This is a genomic window from Streptomyces sp. A0592 (assembly GCF_004795115.1).
Classification (GTDB): Bacteria; Actinomycetota; Actinomycetes; order Streptomycetales; family Streptomycetaceae; genus Streptomyces; species Streptomyces erythrochromogenes.
On the sequence record NZ_SSBM01000005.1, the window covers coordinates 258,277 to 272,726 of the forward strand.

The 14,450-nt window shown below is 72.2% G+C and carries 16 protein-coding genes; 7 read left to right on the forward strand and 9 right to left on the reverse strand.

The genetic code is table 11. The annotated features are described in order from the left end of the window. Positions 1-41 precede the first annotated feature (41 nt). Positions 42-1,325, reverse strand: coding sequence for an MFS transporter (locus tag E6U81_RS10510; RefSeq protein WP_136229791.1), 1,284 nt, complete (start codon positions 1,323-1,325; stop codon positions 42-44). 93 nt (positions 1,326-1,418) lie between these two features. On the opposite strand from E6U81_RS10510, the gene E6U81_RS10515 reads away from it, so the two are divergent. Then, complete coding sequence (locus E6U81_RS10515) at positions 1,419-2,390, forward strand: LysR family transcriptional regulator (protein ID WP_136229792.1); 972 nt, start codon at positions 1,419-1,421, stop codon at positions 2,388-2,390. A 25-nt stretch (positions 2,391-2,415) separates the two neighbouring features. Here the strand turns inward: E6U81_RS10515 and E6U81_RS10520 are convergent, their stop codons facing one another. The 3 genes from E6U81_RS10520 to E6U81_RS10530 form a co-directional block, all read right to left on the reverse strand. Next, the gene (locus E6U81_RS10520) at positions 2,416-3,498 is read right to left on the reverse strand and encodes a helix-turn-helix transcriptional regulator (RefSeq protein ID WP_240803748.1); all 1,083 of its coding nucleotides are present in this window, start codon (positions 3,496-3,498) and stop codon (positions 2,416-2,418) included. A gap of 264 nt (positions 3,499-3,762) precedes the next feature. Beyond that, a complete protein-coding gene (locus E6U81_RS10525; protein WP_136229793.1) occupies positions 3,763-4,131 on the reverse strand; it encodes a cupin domain-containing protein in 369 nt (122 codons plus the stop codon). A gap of 98 nt (positions 4,132-4,229) precedes the next feature. Then, entirely contained in the window at positions 4,230-4,964 is a 735-nt protein-coding gene (locus E6U81_RS10530) for an alpha/beta hydrolase (RefSeq protein WP_136229794.1), read from the reverse strand. Between the two features lie 113 nt (positions 4,965-5,077). On the opposite strand from E6U81_RS10530, the gene E6U81_RS10535 reads away from it, so the two are divergent. From E6U81_RS10535 to E6U81_RS10545, 3 genes are all read left to right on the forward strand, one after another. Beyond that, a complete protein-coding gene (locus E6U81_RS10535) occupies positions 5,078-6,226 on the forward strand; it encodes an adenosine deaminase (protein ID WP_030663837.1) in 1,149 nt (382 codons plus the stop codon). Between the two features lie 139 nt (positions 6,227-6,365). Continuing rightward, the gene (locus E6U81_RS10540; protein ID WP_030964396.1) at positions 6,366-6,614 is read left to right on the forward strand and encodes a hypothetical protein; all 249 of its coding nucleotides are present in this window, start codon (positions 6,366-6,368) and stop codon (positions 6,612-6,614) included. A gap of 131 nt (positions 6,615-6,745) precedes the next feature. Further along, positions 6,746-7,513, forward strand: a complete 768-nt coding sequence (locus tag E6U81_RS10545; protein ID WP_240803749.1) for a hypothetical protein — start codon at positions 6,746-6,748, stop codon at positions 7,511-7,513. Between the two features lie 9 nt (positions 7,514-7,522). Here E6U81_RS10545 and E6U81_RS10550 read toward each other — a convergent pair whose 3' ends face one another. From E6U81_RS10550 to E6U81_RS10570, 5 genes are all read right to left on the reverse strand, one after another. Next, complete coding sequence (locus E6U81_RS10550; RefSeq protein ID WP_136229796.1) at positions 7,523-7,723, reverse strand: PspC domain-containing protein; 201 nt, start codon at positions 7,721-7,723, stop codon at positions 7,523-7,525. Positions 7,724-7,762: 39 nt separating this feature from the next. Continuing rightward, a complete protein-coding gene (locus E6U81_RS10555) occupies positions 7,763-8,341 on the reverse strand; it encodes a VanZ family protein (protein ID WP_240803750.1) in 579 nt (192 codons plus the stop codon). 102 nt (positions 8,342-8,443) lie between these two features. Continuing rightward, positions 8,444-9,079 (reverse strand): PH domain-containing protein, encoded by a 636-nt coding sequence (locus E6U81_RS10560; protein ID WP_136229798.1) that lies wholly within the window; start codon positions 9,077-9,079, stop codon positions 8,444-8,446. Further along, positions 9,054-9,731 carry a class F sortase gene (locus E6U81_RS10565; protein WP_136229799.1) on the reverse strand — a complete coding sequence of 226 codons (678 nt, stop codon included), beginning with the start codon at positions 9,729-9,731 and terminating at the stop codon, positions 9,054-9,056. The genes E6U81_RS10560 and E6U81_RS10565 overlap by 26 nt, the downstream gene beginning before the upstream one ends. Before the next feature lie 81 nt (positions 9,732-9,812). Next, positions 9,813-10,829, reverse strand: a complete 1,017-nt coding sequence (locus E6U81_RS10570) for a hypothetical protein (RefSeq protein WP_136229800.1) — start codon at positions 10,827-10,829, stop codon at positions 9,813-9,815. Positions 10,830-11,096: 267 nt separating this feature from the next. Between E6U81_RS10570 and deoC the strand changes: the two genes are divergently transcribed. The 3 genes from deoC to E6U81_RS10585 are packed head-to-tail and all read left to right on the forward strand — an operon-like array spanning position 11,097 to position 14,405. Beyond that, positions 11,097-12,059 carry a deoxyribose-phosphate aldolase gene (deoC, locus tag E6U81_RS10575; RefSeq protein WP_136229901.1) on the forward strand — a complete coding sequence of 321 codons (963 nt, stop codon included), beginning with the start codon at positions 11,097-11,099 and terminating at the stop codon, positions 12,057-12,059. Between the two features lie 5 nt (positions 12,060-12,064). After that, complete coding sequence (locus E6U81_RS10580; RefSeq protein ID WP_136229801.1) at positions 12,065-13,501, forward strand: aldehyde dehydrogenase family protein; 1,437 nt, start codon at positions 12,065-12,067, stop codon at positions 13,499-13,501. Continuing rightward, positions 13,494-14,405, forward strand: a complete 912-nt coding sequence (locus tag E6U81_RS10585; RefSeq protein ID WP_136229802.1) for an aldehyde dehydrogenase family protein — start codon at positions 13,494-13,496, stop codon at positions 14,403-14,405. Before E6U81_RS10580 ends, E6U81_RS10585 begins: the two co-directional genes overlap by 8 nt. The last annotated feature ends 45 nt before the right edge of the window (positions 14,406-14,450 follow it).

Genomic DNA, 14,450 nt, shown 5'->3' on the forward strand with positions numbered 1-14,450 from the left:
GAAAACGAGCAGGGGTTGCCTCCGGTGGAAGCGAAGTCCCGTCAGCGCGCGCCCGCTGCGGAAGCCGGTATGCGCCGCTGCGCGCGGGCCGCGTGCGTCCCGTACAGGGTGATCGAGACGACGCCGAGCACCGCGAGCAGCGCGATGCCGACCGTGGCCGCCCAGCCGGCCTCGTGGTAGGCGAGGGCGCCGAGGGTGCCGCCCGCGCTGGAACCGAGGTAGTACGCCGACTGGTAGAGCGCGGAGGCCTGCGCGCGGCCCGTCTTCGCGGTCCGGCTCACCGCGGCCGAGGCCACCGCGTGCCCGGCGAAGAAGCCCGCCGTGATCAGGACCAGCCCCAGCACGATCGTCACCAGCGAGTCCGACAGCGACAGCAGCAGCCCCAGCGCCGTGGTGGTCACCGCCAGGTACAGCGCGCCGCGCCGTCCCGTACGGGCCACCAGCTTGCCGGCGGCGGCGGAGGACACCGTACCGACCAGGTAGATCAGGAAGATCGACCCGATCACGCCCTGGCCGAGCGAGAACGGCTCGTCCACCAGGCGGTAGCCGATCACCGTGTAGACCGCGCCGAAGACCGTCATGAAGAGCGCGCCGATCCCGTACAGCCGCAGCAGCAGCGGATCGCGCAGATGACCGGCGACCGTACGGCCCACCGCGTGCGGGTTCAGCGACGCCGGGCGGAAGAACCGCGCCCGAGGCAGCATCACCAGGAAGACCACCGCGCAGGCCAGCGCCATCACGGCGACGGCGGCCAGACCCGCCCGCCAGCCTCCCAGCTGCGCCGCCCAGCCAGTGACGAGGCGGCCGCTCATGCCGCCGATGGAGTTGCCCGCCACGAACAGGCCGATCGCGGCCACCAGCGACCGGGGCCGGACCTCCTCCGCCAGGTAGGCCATCGCGGAGGCCGGAATGCCGGCGATCGCCGCACCCTGCACGGCGCGCAGCGCCACCAGCCACTCCAGGTTCGGCGCGAAGGGGATGAGGAGCGCGACGCCGACGGCGATCGCCATCGACCACGTCATCATCCGGGTGCGGCCGAACCGCTCGGAGAGTGCGCTCAGCGGGAGCACGAACAGCGCGAGGGCGCCGGTGGCCGCGGACACCGTCCAGCTGGCCTGACCCGCCGTCACCCCGAGGTCGTCGGAGATCGCGGGCAGCAGCGCCTGGGTGGAGTAGAGGAGGGCGAAGGTCGCCAGTCCGGCGGCGAAGAGCGCGAAGCTCATCCGGCGGTAGCCGGGGCGGCCGGGGGAGTGGGGTTCCGGTGCGGGGGACGACGCGGTGGAGGCACCCGGGATGACGGGTGCCCCGGTATGAACGGGAGGCATGCCTTCGACGGTAGGCCTCTGGTTTTCATGCGTCCAATGCACAGAATCGCGATAATCGATCCACTGATGCATCAGTAGAGGTCAGGAGTGTGGATGTCGACGAACCGTTACGTAGAAGACATGGCAGTGACAACGTCGCTGGCGCCCCGGCTGGCGTATTTCGTCGCGGTCGCCCGGCACGAGCACGTCACCCGCGCCGCCCAGGAGCTGGGCGTACCGCAGTCCACCCTGTCCCGGGCCATGGTCCGCCTCGAACAGGACCTGGGCGTCTCCCTGTTCGCCCGCAAGGGCCGCACCGTCGCCCTGACCACGGCCGGCCGCACCTTCCTCGTCTCCGCCGAACAGGCCCTGGACGGCATCGCCCACGCCGCCGAGTCCGTCCAGCAGGACGCCGACGCGGCCTACGGCAAGGTCGCCTTCGGCTTCCTGCACACCCTCGGGCCCGAGACCGTACCCGGCCTCATCCGCGCCTTCCGCGCCGACCACCCGCGCGTGCGCTTCTCCCTGGTCCAGAACTACGGCGAGGCCATGCTGGAGAAGCTGCGCGCCGGCGAACTCGACCTCTGCCTCACCTCGCCGCTCCCCGACGCCCCCGACCTCGTCGCCCGCCGCCTCGACGAACAGCGGCTGCGCCTGGTCGTCCCCGACGACCACCGCCTCGCGGGCCGCAAGCGCATCCGCCTCGCCGAGGCCGCGGAGGAAACCTTCGTCACCCTGGAGGCCGGCTACGGCCTGCGCCGCATCACCGACGACCTGTGCGCGGAAGCCGGCTTCACCCCCCGCGTCGCCTTCGAGGGCGAGGAGGCCGAGACCCTGCGCGGCCTGGTCGCCGCCGGCCTAGGCGTGGCCCTGCTGCCGCCCCCCGCCGTGGCCCGCCCCGGGGTGGTCGAGCTGAACGTGACCGCCCCGCGCGCGGTCCGGGAGATCGGCGTCGCCTGGCTCGACGGCCACCCCGACACCCCGCCGGTCGCCGAGTTCAAGCGCTTCCTCCTCTCCCGCCGCGGCCGCCTCATCCCGGAACTGGAACCGCTCGCGGCGCAGGAGGGCCACCAGAGCGAAAACTGATGGCCGCCGCCCGGAGCTGCGCCTATTACGACTGGTGCGGCGGGCCCGGGCCGTACTGGTCCGGCGGGGCCGGGACGGGGGGTGGTGACAGCAAGTAGCCGGCCTGGAAGCGGGACTTGGCGCCCACCGCCCGCATGATCTCCGCGATGTGGCGCTGGCACGTCCGCTCCGACATGCCGAGGCGGCGCGCGATCACCTTGTCCTCCAGCCCCTCCGCCAGCAGCCGCACGATCGTCTGCCGCAGCTCGTCCGAGATCGACCGCGCCGCCTCCGGGCTCACCGACGTGGGGAAGGGCTCCGCCCCCAGCCACGACCGCTCGAAGGCCGAGGTCATGAAGTGCACGACACTCGGCTCCCGCACCACCAGCGCCGCCCCGCTGCGCTCCGGCACCGCCATCAGCCCCGTCCGCCCGTCGAACACGAGCATCCGCATCAGCCCGTCGCCCAGCGTCCGCACCTGCGCCCCCAGCGCCGTCACCCGCTCCACGTACGCGGCCGTGGGCCGCGAGTAGCGGGCCGTGTGCTGGTAGATCGTGCGCATCCGGACCCCGCGCGCCAGCAGCGACTCGTCCCGCCCGATCGACTCCTCCAGGGTCTCCGGCGGCCGGCCGCCGCCCGGCTGCGAGGTCAGCAGCTCCTGCTCGCACCCCGCGGCCAGCTCCGCGATCAGCCCCCGGACGGCGCCGAGGTCCGTGACCAGCTCCAGGTGTCCGGCCCCGCTCAGGTCCCGGTGCGCGGTCCCCGCCTCGTACGCCGGCACGAGCGCCTCCAGGCGCCCGCGCAGCCGGTCCATCTCGTCGTGGGTCTCCCGTACCAGCAGGGCCAGCGGGGCCAGGGCCCGGGCCGCCGCCGCCCGCGGCGCCACGGCGCTCCACCGGTCCGGCCCGCCGCCCGGCGCCCGCTGGAGCAGGTGCGCGGCGGCCAGCTCGGTGATCGCCGCGGCCGCGCGCACGCCGAGGGACCGCGTGGCCTCGTCCGCGTCGAAGGCGTGCCGCTCGACGGCGTACGCGTACAGGCGCCGGGCGGCGGGGGTCAGCTCCCCGGACGCACCGGCTGCCCCGGCTGCCCCGGCCGTCACTCCGGACGCTCCGGTTCCCTCGGCTGGCATGTGCGTATTCGTCCCGGTCTGGACCTGTTCGTAAACCCCTCGTGTTCCCGCAAGGCGGCAAGACGACGCCTGAGAAGACCCATTCGGCACATGCCGAAGCGGCACAGTGGTCACACGGCGTGAAGGGGGAACGCGGTCGCGCCGGTCCATCCGTGCCATCCGACCGAGAGGGGGCGGAACGGCGGGTACGGACGGACCGGCGCGAGATGACCGGCCGCAGCCGCGGCCCCGGGGCCGCGAGTCTGCGGGTCTGCGCCGGGGCCGTCAGCCGGAGGGCTTCGCGTAGTCGGAGAAGCCGGTCCAGTCCAGCGTCACGCAGGGCTCGTCGCCCACCACCCAGGCGTTGTGCCTCGGGTGCACCCGCATGTAGTCGCCGGGACCGAACTCGGCGCTCTCCCCGCCGTCCATGACGACCTTCATACGGCCGCTCACGACGTACCCGGTGTGGTCGGCCCGGCAGCTGTCCGTCCCGGCCAGCGGCTGGACGTGCTCCGACCACTTCCAGCCCGGCAGGAAGACGGCCCGCCCGACCGCCCCGTCCCCGGTGTCCACCAGGTCCAGCCTGCCCATGCCGCCGACGAACGGCCTGGTCTCGTCCGGCTGGTCGAAGTTCCTGCAGTCGATTGCGGCCATGGCCGATCGCCTCCGGGAGAGGAGCGAGCACCCCGAGTCCACTTCTCACGGTACGCCCGGAAACCCGCTTCGCCGTCCGCGCCCCGGCCGGCCCCCCCTCATCCCCGCAGCGACCTCCCGAAACCGGAGGCCAGCGGCATCCTCAGGCCCAGCGGCGGCGGCGCGGCCAGGGCGTCCGTGACGGGGCGCGAGTACCGCCCCGAGAAGACCGCGCCCAGGACGAAGTCCACGCCCAGCGCCACCACTTCCGCCTGGTGCTCGCGCAGCCCGTGCCCGTCGGAGTGCACCTCGAACCGGCACGTCGAGCGGTTCGCCTTCTTGGCCCGCTCCGCCAGCCGGAAGGAGATCTCCGGATCGCTGCGCGCGTCGTTGGTGCCGTGCACGATCAACACCTGCCGCCCCGACAGCTGTTTCACCGGTTCAGGGGAGTCGGCGGGCACCCCCTCCGCCAGGCAGGGGGCAAGTGCCAGAACCGAGTTGACGGCCCCGTGCCCCGCCGCCCGCAGCGCGGCCAGGGCGCCCGCGTCGTAGCCGGCCAGGCACACCGGAACGTCCCCGTACCGCCGCACCACCTCGTCCGCCGCCCACCGCGCCTGCTCCTCCCGCGCGGACTCCCCGCCGTGGATGACGGCGTGCGCGACCAGCCCGTCCGTACCGCCCGCCCGGGCCAGCGCCCGCGCGAGCGGACGCAGGGGACCGGGGGAGAATCTGGACGCCCCGGGAAGCAGGAGCACCACCCCGTTGACCGGGCTTTCCGTCGGACCCGAGCCGGTTCTCGCGCCGGCCGCCCGCCCCAGGCGGGCCCCGCGCGCCGGCGGCGCATGCTGTGCCATGGCGGAACAGTCTCAGACCTTCGGGTGTACGCCATCCGTCCGCGCGGTCTCTGTTACATATCGACGCCCGCAGGGGACACGACGCTCTACGCGCGTAGGAGTAGAGTGCGCAGATGACGAGCGAGACCCCCAACCTGCCGACCCCGGATCAGATCCGTCGTTCCCCGAAGGTGCTCCTGCACGATCACCTCGACGGTGGACTGCGTCCCGGGACCATCATCGAGCTGGCCCGCGAGGTCGGCTACGAGAACCTCCCCGAGACCGACGCCGACAAGCTCGGCATCTGGTTCCGCGAGGCCGCCGACTCCGGCTCCCTGCCGCGCTACCTGGAGACCTTCGCGCACACCTGCGCGGTCATGCAGACGAAGGCGGCCCTCTTCCGCGTCGCCGCCGAGTGCGCCGAGGACCTGGCCGAGGACGGCGTCGTGTACGCCGAGATCCGCTACGCCCCCGAGCAGCACCTGGAAGCCGGCCTGACCCTCGAAGAGGTCGTCGAGGCAGTGAACGACGGCTTCCGCGAGGGTGAGCGCCGCGCCAAGGCCAACGGCCACCGCATCCGCGTCGGCGCGCTGCTGACCGCGATGCGTCACGCGGCCCGCGCGCTGGAGATCGCGGAGCTGGCCAACCGCTACCGCGACAACGGCGTGGTCGGCTTCGACATCGCCGGCGCCGAGGCCGGGTTCCCTCCCACCCGTCACCTCGACGCCTTCGAGTACCTCAAGCGCGAGAACAACCACTTCACGATCCACGCGGGCGAGGCCTTCGGCCTGCCGTCGATCTGGCAGGCCCTGCAGTGGTGCGGCGCGGACCGCCTCGGGCACGGCGTGAAGATCATCGACGACATCGAGGTCGCCGAGGACGGCTCGGTCACGCTGGGCCGCCTGGCCAGCTACGTCCGGGACAAGCGCATCCCCCTGGAGATGTGTCCGACCTCGAACCTGCAGACGGCCGCGGCCGCCTCGTACGCCGAGCACCCGATCGGCCTGCTGCGGAAGCTGCACTTCAGGCTCACGGTCAACACCGACAACCGCCTGATGAGCGGCACCAGCATGAGCCGCGAGTTCGAGCACCTCGTGGACACCTTCGGCTACACGCTGGACGACATGCAGTGGTTCACCGTCAATGCGATGAAGTCCGCGTTCATTCCTTTCGATGAACGACTGGCCATGATCAACGAGGTCATCAAGCCCGGCTATGCGGAGCTGAAGTCGGAGTGGCTGTTCCGTCAGACCGCCTCGACCAGCGGTTCTGTCTCGGCCTAGGCCACGGCATGACGTACTGAAAGCGCCCGGGAGAGGCAATTTCCGGGCGCTTTCTCGTATGATCGGATGTTTGCGGGCGGGGGTTTGAAGTGACTAGTTTGCGGAGCCGCTCAATTCCCCGTCGCAAGGAATACCTTTCATGAAGCAGTCAGCTGCCAAGTTCCTCGGTGCCGCCGCCGTCGGTGCCGCCCTCGCCGCCGTCGCCGCCGGTACCGCCTCCGCCGCCGTTCCCGCCATCGGCATCACCGACGCGCTCGGCACCGCCACCGGCGCGCTCGAGGGCGTCACCAGCCAGCAGCAGATGAAGGCCGAAGAGGGACAGCCGAGCGACCCCACCGCCGCGGTCACCGGCCTGCTGGGCCCGGTCACCGGCGCCCTCAACGGCTGACGCCGAAGCGAGACGGACGAACGCACGCGCGGCGGTCGCACGCCCCTTCGACAAGGTGTGTGTGCCGCCGCGCGGTGTGCCACGATCACCACCAACTGCCCGCCGACGCACTGGGTATGAGGTTCTCGGTCATGCGCATGAAGGCACGAGCGACGCTGGTCGCACTGGTCCCCGCCCTGCTGTTCGCCGCGGTGGGGTGCAGCAGTACGGACGCCCCCGCGACGGGAAGGTCCCCCGACCCCAAGGGGTCCGAGGGCAGCGCCGGCGGCGCGCCCGGCGCCCCCGCGGAGCCCCCGGACCCGGCCGGCTCGGCCCCGCCGAAGACCGGCGGCACCAAGCTGGACCGGTCCGCGCTCACCCAGGGCGACCTGCCCGGCTATCAGATCTCCGCCCAGGGCAAGAACCCGGGCGCCCCGGACGGTCAGCCGCAGGCCGACAAGAAGGCCTGCCAGCCGCTCGCCGACATCATGGGCGACAAGCCGGACCCCGCCGCCCGCGAGACCGTCAACCGGGGCATCGGATCCCAGAAGCAGATGGGCCTCGCGGTCTCCGCCTCCGTCAGCTCCTACGCCGAGAGCGACGCGAAGGCGCTGATCGCCCGGCTCAAGACCGCCGTTGCCGCCTGCGGCACCGGCTTCTCCGCCACGGTCGACAAGCAGACCGGCAGCTACCGCGAGGTCCGCACCGCCGACTACCGCACGAGCGGCGACGAGAGCGTCAGCTGGACCACGACCGCGGCCGGCCAGGGCGTCTCGGCGCAGGTCCACCTGGTCGTCGTACGCGAGGGCGACACCGTCGTGCGGCTGATGGCACTCAACGTGGCGGGCGGCCCGCAGAAGGTCCTGGTGCCGCAGGAAGTGACCGACAAGCAGCTGGAGAAGGTCCGGAAGGCCGGCTGAGCGGCCCCGCTACCAGGCGGTCGACGTGGACTTCTCGTTCGGCAGCAGCACCCACAGCGCGATGTAGACCAGGAACTGCGGGCCGGGCAGCAGGCACGAGACGGCGAATATGGCGCGCATCGCGTTCGCGGAAATTCCGAAACGCCGTGCGAGTCCGGCGCAGACTCCGCCGATCCAACGGCCGTCACGGGGGCGGACCAGGGCGCTCATGGGGGTTCTCCTTCGTCGGGATCGCTTTCTTGCGATGACTCAATACTCCCGCTGGACCGCTGACAGAACGTCGGTCCAGGGGCCGAGCCCGACCCTGGAAATCTTCGGGGTGTCCCCCTGATAAACGGCATGTGAGCGGCGCAGCCGTGCCCGCAGCGCCGGTACGACGGCCGCGTGCGCCAGCAGCACGCCGAGGGTGTTCAGCAGCACCGAGTCGACGTCGACGACCCGGCCCGGGACCCCGCTCTGGAGCATTTCGATGCTGAGCGAGACCAGCGCGCCCGCGGCGGTGGTCCGCACCAGGGAGGACCACTCGGCCAGCCTCGACAGCCAGAGCCGCCCGCTGACGAGCGGCACCAGCACCCCGAGCGGGGCCAGCAGCGCGATTCCCTCCCCGATCCGCCGGGCGGCCTCCAGCGGCCCGAGGGCGAGGTCGGCCCTGATCCCCTCCAGCGGGGTCAGATTGCCGGCAGCGGCCCAGGGGACGTCGAGGGGGCGCAGGGTCAGCCAGCCGACGACCAGGAGATGGGCGGCGAGAAGGACCCCGGCCAGGAGTCGGAGACGGAGGGGGATCGCGGTGGCGCCGGCGGGAGCGCCGTCGGCCTCAATACGCTGCACACCTGCGAGGACGCACCACCTGGTAGCCATGGTTCCGCCTCGGGGGTGTGGTGGCGGGCACGGTCCGTGCCGGCCGTCGGCCACCGCCTCGGTCAGGTCGGGTCAGCGGGTGGCGACCAGGACGATCAACAGCAGTGCGCCGGCCACGGCGGGCGCGATGATCTCGTACGACCAGTGCACGCGCACGTTGCCCTGGGCGCCGGGTCGCTCGGCCCCGCGCTCGGCCAGCCGCTGGAGCTCGTCGACGATCCGGTCGGCACTGGCCCGCATCGGCTCGGCCGGAGCCCGGCCCTTCCCGCCCGCGGACCGGTCCTCCCGGTCGCGCAGGCCCTCGTGGCGCAGGCGCTGGCGGTTGGCCTTCTTCCGCTCGCGCAGCGAGACGGGCACGGACCACAGCTGGTACTTCGACCCCTCGGCCAGCACCTCCGCCGAGTAGCCGGAGCGCACGACGTCGACCGCGGCCCAGGGCAGCTCGATGATCCGGAAGGGGTTCCGTACGCGCATCCGGTCGTCGTTGGCGAAGACGGCCGGGCGGATCGTGAACGCCACGATCAGCGGGACCGCGCACAGCGCCGCCGCCAGCGCGATCCACGGGGTGTTCCCCGAGCCGCGCAGCACGGCGTCCCCGCAGAGCCATGCCGTCAGCGCGAGCAGCAGCACCCCCGAGACGACGCCCATGGAGGAGCGGTAGACCCGGTCGTCATAGACCGGCTCATCGGTCGGCTGCTGGCTGCTCATGGGGTCGATTCTGCCCCACGCCATCTCGGCCCACGAGATCGGCGTACAGGATGATGTTGTCGGGCCGGCGGCCGTCCGTGATCTCGCCGCCGCAGGTGATGACGCGCAGCTCCGGGCGGGTGGTGTCGCCGTACACCTTGGCGGTCGGGAACCGGTCCTTGCCCACCTGCTCCAGCTCGCGGACGCGGAAGACGGCGGTGGTCCCGTCCGCCCGCGAGACCGTGATCTCCTCGCCGGTGCGCACGCGCGAGACGTCCCTCAGCACGGCCGGGCCGCGGGCGGTGTCGAAGTGGCCGATCAGGACGGCGGGACCGGTCTCGCCGGGCGTGACGCCCTTCGTGTACCAGCCGATCCTGTCCCCGTCGGCCACGGAGGGCACCTCGACGGTGCCGTCGGCGGCCAGCCCCAGCTTGAGCACCGGGGAGGTGTCCACCCCGGCCGCGGGGATCCTCACGCGTACGGGCTCGGAGGCGGGCAGCGGGGCGGCGGCCGGGGCGGTGTCCGCGGGCGCGGTGCCGGGGGTGACGGTGGCCGGGGCGGCGGAGGGGGCGGCCGCCCCGGGTGCGGGCGGGCCGGCGGTGGCCGCGCCGCAGCCGGTCAGGGCGGCGGCCAGCAGGGCGGCGGCGAGCAGCGGGCGGACACGGTGGGCCATGAGTGCTCCGGGAACGGCGTGCGGCGGGCCACCGGATCGGGTGGCCCGCCGGAGGAGGGCAGGAGGTCGGGGACGGGGGCGTCAGCCGCGGGTGGCGCGGCGGCGGCGCAGGACCACGCTGGCGCCCAGGGCGCCGAAGGCGGCGACCAGGGCGGCGCCGGCCGTCATGGTGGCGGTGTCGACGCGGCCCGCGGCGGTCCCGACGGTGTCCGCGGCGGTCCCGGCGGTGTCCGCGGCGGTCGCGACCGGGAGCTCGGCGCCCGCGGCGACCGGGCCCTTCGGGACCACCGCCGTCTGGCCCGCGGTCTGCGGCTTCACCGGAGCGGGGGTGGAGGCGGAGGAGGGGGTGGTGCGCTTCGTCACCGGCTTGTCCTCGGTGAACGCGTAGCTGGGCCTGCACCCCTTGGGGAAGGCGGGGAACGCGACCCGGCCGACCGTGTCGTTGCCGCCCTGCGTCTTCCACTCGAAGACGGGCTCGGCACTGCTCGGGTGCACGATCCGGGCGATGATGCCGGCGGACTCCGGCAGCGAGGGGTGGGTGCGGTCCAGCCGGGCGAAGCCGCGGCCACCGTCGCCGGCCTCGAAGAGCAGCACCTTCGGGCCCAGCTCGGAGAGGTACAGCTCGGCCTTCATGCCCGCGCCCATCTCCTGCCCCACCGGACCGACCCGGCAGTCCGTGCCGGTCTCGCCCGCAGGCAGCGGGTGGGACGTGGCGCTGCCGTCCGCGGCGGTGACGACAAGCACGGGACGGGCGCCCGCGGCCTTGGTGAGTTCCAGGTCGAGGCCCTTGGCCCTGTCGTGGGGCAGGGTCCGGTCCAGCTTCGTCACGACGTGGACCATGTAGGTGTCGCCCGGCTTCCACTGGGGGCCGACCTCGCGGATCCACGCCTCGGGGCCCTCCGCCTTGTTGCGCAGCACCGCGACCAGGCCCTCCCCGATGTAGACGGGCTCGCCCTCGTAGCGGCTGTTGTCCGGGGCCGGGGCCGAGGCGGGCCGCGGAGTCGTGGCGGGCGCCGCGAACGCTGCGCCGGCGGCCGGGACGAGCGTCGCGCCGGCGAGGGCGACAGTGACGACGGAGGTGCGCAGAGCGGTACGCATAACGACTCCTTGAAGCGTGGATGAGGAGAGCGGAGGAGAGCCGCATGCCGCGTTGTGTCTGTTCGGTCTGGTTCACCGGGTCAGGTGTGGCGGGCTGCTGAAGAGAAATCTATGGATCTTGTGCGGGCGGACGATCCGCCTCCTGTCATGGTCGCGTAACGGGCCAAAGGGTGTCGGCCGGAGGTGTCGATTCCATAGCGGATCGGTCAGAACCGGTGGAGGGGGGTGACAGGTCGCTACGCGCGTAGATATGCTCATCTGGTGACCATGCCCACCACCCTCACCGCATTCGCTGACGTGACGACGTCCGACAGTGCGCTGCGCCGCTTCCTGCACGGGCTGCCCGGCGTCGACGCTGTCGGCCTGGAGGCCCGCGCGGCCTCCCTCGGCACCCGTTCGATCAAGACGACGGCCAAGGCGTACGCCATCGACCTGGCCATCTCGATGATCGACCTGACGACGCTGGAAGGCGCGGACACCCCGGGCAAGGTCCGGGCGCTCTCCGCCAAGGCCGTCAATCCCGATCCGACCGACCGCACGACCCCGATGACGGCCGCCGTCTGCGTCTACCCCGACATGGTGGCGACCGCCAAGGCGGCGCTGGGCGGAGCCGACGTCAAGGTCGCCTCCGTCGCCACCGCCTTCCCGGCGGGCCGCGCCGCGCTGCCGGTCAAGCTCGCGGACACCCGTGACGCCGTCGCCGCCGGCGCCGACGAGATCGACATGGTCATCGACCGTGGCGCCTTCCTCGCCGGCCGCTACCTGGAGACGTACGAGCTGATCAAGGCCATCAAGGAGGCCTGCGTCCGCCCCGACGGCAGCGCGGCCCGCCTGAAGGTCATCTTCGAGACCGGCGAGCTGTCGACCTACGACAACATCCGCCGCGCCTCCTGGATCGGCATGCTCGCGGGCGCCGACTTCATCAAGACGTCGACCGGCAAGGTGGGCGTCAACGCCACCCCCGCGAACACCCTGCTCATGCTCGAAGCCGTCCGCGACTTCAAGGCGCAGACTGGAATCCAGATCGGCGTGAAGCCGGCCGGCGGCATCCGCACCACCAAGGACGCGATCAAGTTCCTGGTCCTGGTCAACGAGACCGCGGGCGAGGACTGGCTGAGCAACACCTGGTTCCGCTTCGGCGCCTCCAGCCTGCTCAACGACCTGCTGATGCAGCGCCAGAAGCTGAGCACCGGCCGTTACTCCGGTCCCGACTACGTGACGGTGGACTGATCACCATGGCATCCCTCTTCGAGTACGCACCGGCTCCCGAGTCCCGCTCGGTCGTCGACATCGCCCCCTCCTACGGGCTCTTCATCGACGGCGAGTTCACCGACGCCGCCGACGGCAAGGTCTTCAAGACCGTCTCGCCCAGCAGCGAGGAGGTGCTGGCCGAGGTTGCCCAGGCCGGCGCCGCCGACGTGGACCGCGCCGTCAAGGCCGCCCGCAAGGCCTTCGAGAAGTGGTCCGCGCTGCCGGGCTCCGAGCGCGCCAAGTACCTCTTCCGCATCGCCCGGATCATCCAGGAGCGCAGCCGCGAACTCGCCGTCCTGGAGACCCTGGACAACGGCAAGCCGATCAAGGAGACCCGCGACGCGGACCTCCCGCTGGTCGCCGCGCACTTCTTCTACTACGCGGGCTGGGCCGACAAGCTCGACCACGCGGGCTACGGCGCGAACCCGCGCCCGCTCGGCGTGGCCGGCCAGGTCATCCCGTGGAACTTCCCGCTCCTGATGCTCGCGTGGAAGATCGCCCCGGCGCTCGCCACCGGCAACACGGTCGTCCTGAAGCCCGCCGAGACCACCCCGCTCTCCGCGCTCTTCTTCGCCGACATCTGCCGCCAGGCGGGCCTGCCCAAGGGTGTCGTCAACATCCTCACCGGGTACGGCGACGCGGGCGCGGCCCTCGTCGAGCACCCGGACGTCAACAAGGTCGCCTTCACCGGCTCGACCGCGGTCGGCAAGGCCATCGCCCGCTCGATCGCCGGCACCGACAAGAAGGTCACCCTGGAGCTGGGCGGCAAGGGCGCCAACATCGTCTTCGACGACGCCCCCATCGACCAGGCCGTCGAGGGCATCGTCAACGGCATCTTCTTCAACCAGGGCCAGGTCTGCTGCGCGGGCTCCCGCCTCCTGGTCCAGGAGTCGATCCACGACGAGCTGCTCGACAGCCTCAAGCGCCGCCTCTCCACGCTGCGCCTGGGCGACCCGCTCGACAAGAACACCGACATCGGCGCGATCAACTCCGCCGAGCAGCTCGCCCGGATCACCGCGCTCGCGGACACCGGCGAGGCCGAGGGCGCCGAGCGCTGGTCCCCGGCGTGCGAGCTGCCGTCCGCCGGCTACTGGTTCGCCCCGACGCTCTTCAGCAACGTCACCCAGGCGCACACCGTCGCCCGCGACGAGATCTTCGGCCCGGTGCTGTCCGTGCTGACCTTCCGCACGCCCGACGAGGCCGTCGCCAAGGCCAACAACAGCCAGTACGGCCTGTCCGCCGGTATCTGGACGGAGAAGGGCTCGCGCATCCTCGCGGTCGCGAACCACCTCCGCGCCGGCGTGGTGTGGGCCAACACGTTCAACAAGTTCGACCCGACCTCGCCCTTCGGCGGCTACAAGGAGTCGGGCTTCGGCCGCGAAGGCGGCCGCCACGGTCTGGAGGCCTACCTCGATGTCTGAGTCCTCTGTGCGTCTGAACGTCTTCAAGACCTACAAGCTGTACGTCGGGGGCAAGTTCCCCCGCTCCGAGAGCGGCCGGGTGTACGAGGTGAGCGCGCAAACATCGTCGGGTGGCAAGGGCAAGTGGCTGGCCAACGCCCCCCTGTCCTCCCGCAAGGACGCGCGTGACGCCGTCGTCGCCGCACGCAAGGCCTTCGGCGGCTGGGCGGGCGCCACCGCCTACAACCGCGGCCAGATCCTCTACCGCATCGCCGAGATGCTGGAGGGCCGGCGCGAGCAGTTCGTCCGCGAGGTCGGCGAGGCCGAGGGCCTGTCCAAGTCGAAGGCCGCCGCCGTCGTCGACGCGGCCATCGACCGCTGGGTCTGGTACGCGGGCTGGACCGACAAGATCGGCCAGATCGTGGGCGGGGCCAACCCGGTCGCGGGCCCGTTCTTCAACCTCTCCACCCCGGAGCCGACCGGTGTCGTCACCGTCGTCGCCCCGCAGGACTCCTCGTTCCTGGGCCTGGTCTCCGTGATCGCCCCGGTCATCGCGACGGGCAACACCGTCGTCGTGATCGCCTCCGAGAAGTCCCCGCTGCCCGCGCTGTCGCTGGGCGAGGTGCTCGCCACCTCCGACCTGCCCGGCGGCGTGGTCAACATCCTGTCCGGCAAGGCCGGCGAGATGGGCCCGCACCTGGCGTCCCATCAGGACGTCAACGCGATCGACCTGGCCGGCGCCGATGCGGCCCTCGCCAAGGAGCTGGAGATCGCGGCGGCCGACAACCTCAAGCGCGTCCTGCGTCCACAGCCTGTGGACGACTGGAGCGCCGACCCGGGCACCTCCCGCATGACGGCGTTCCTGGAGACCAAGACCGTCTGGCACCCCACCGGGTCCCTGGGCGCGGGCGGCTCGTCCTACTAGGACCGGCCCCCTACGAGACCGGCCCCGGCAGCGTCCCCCGCGCTG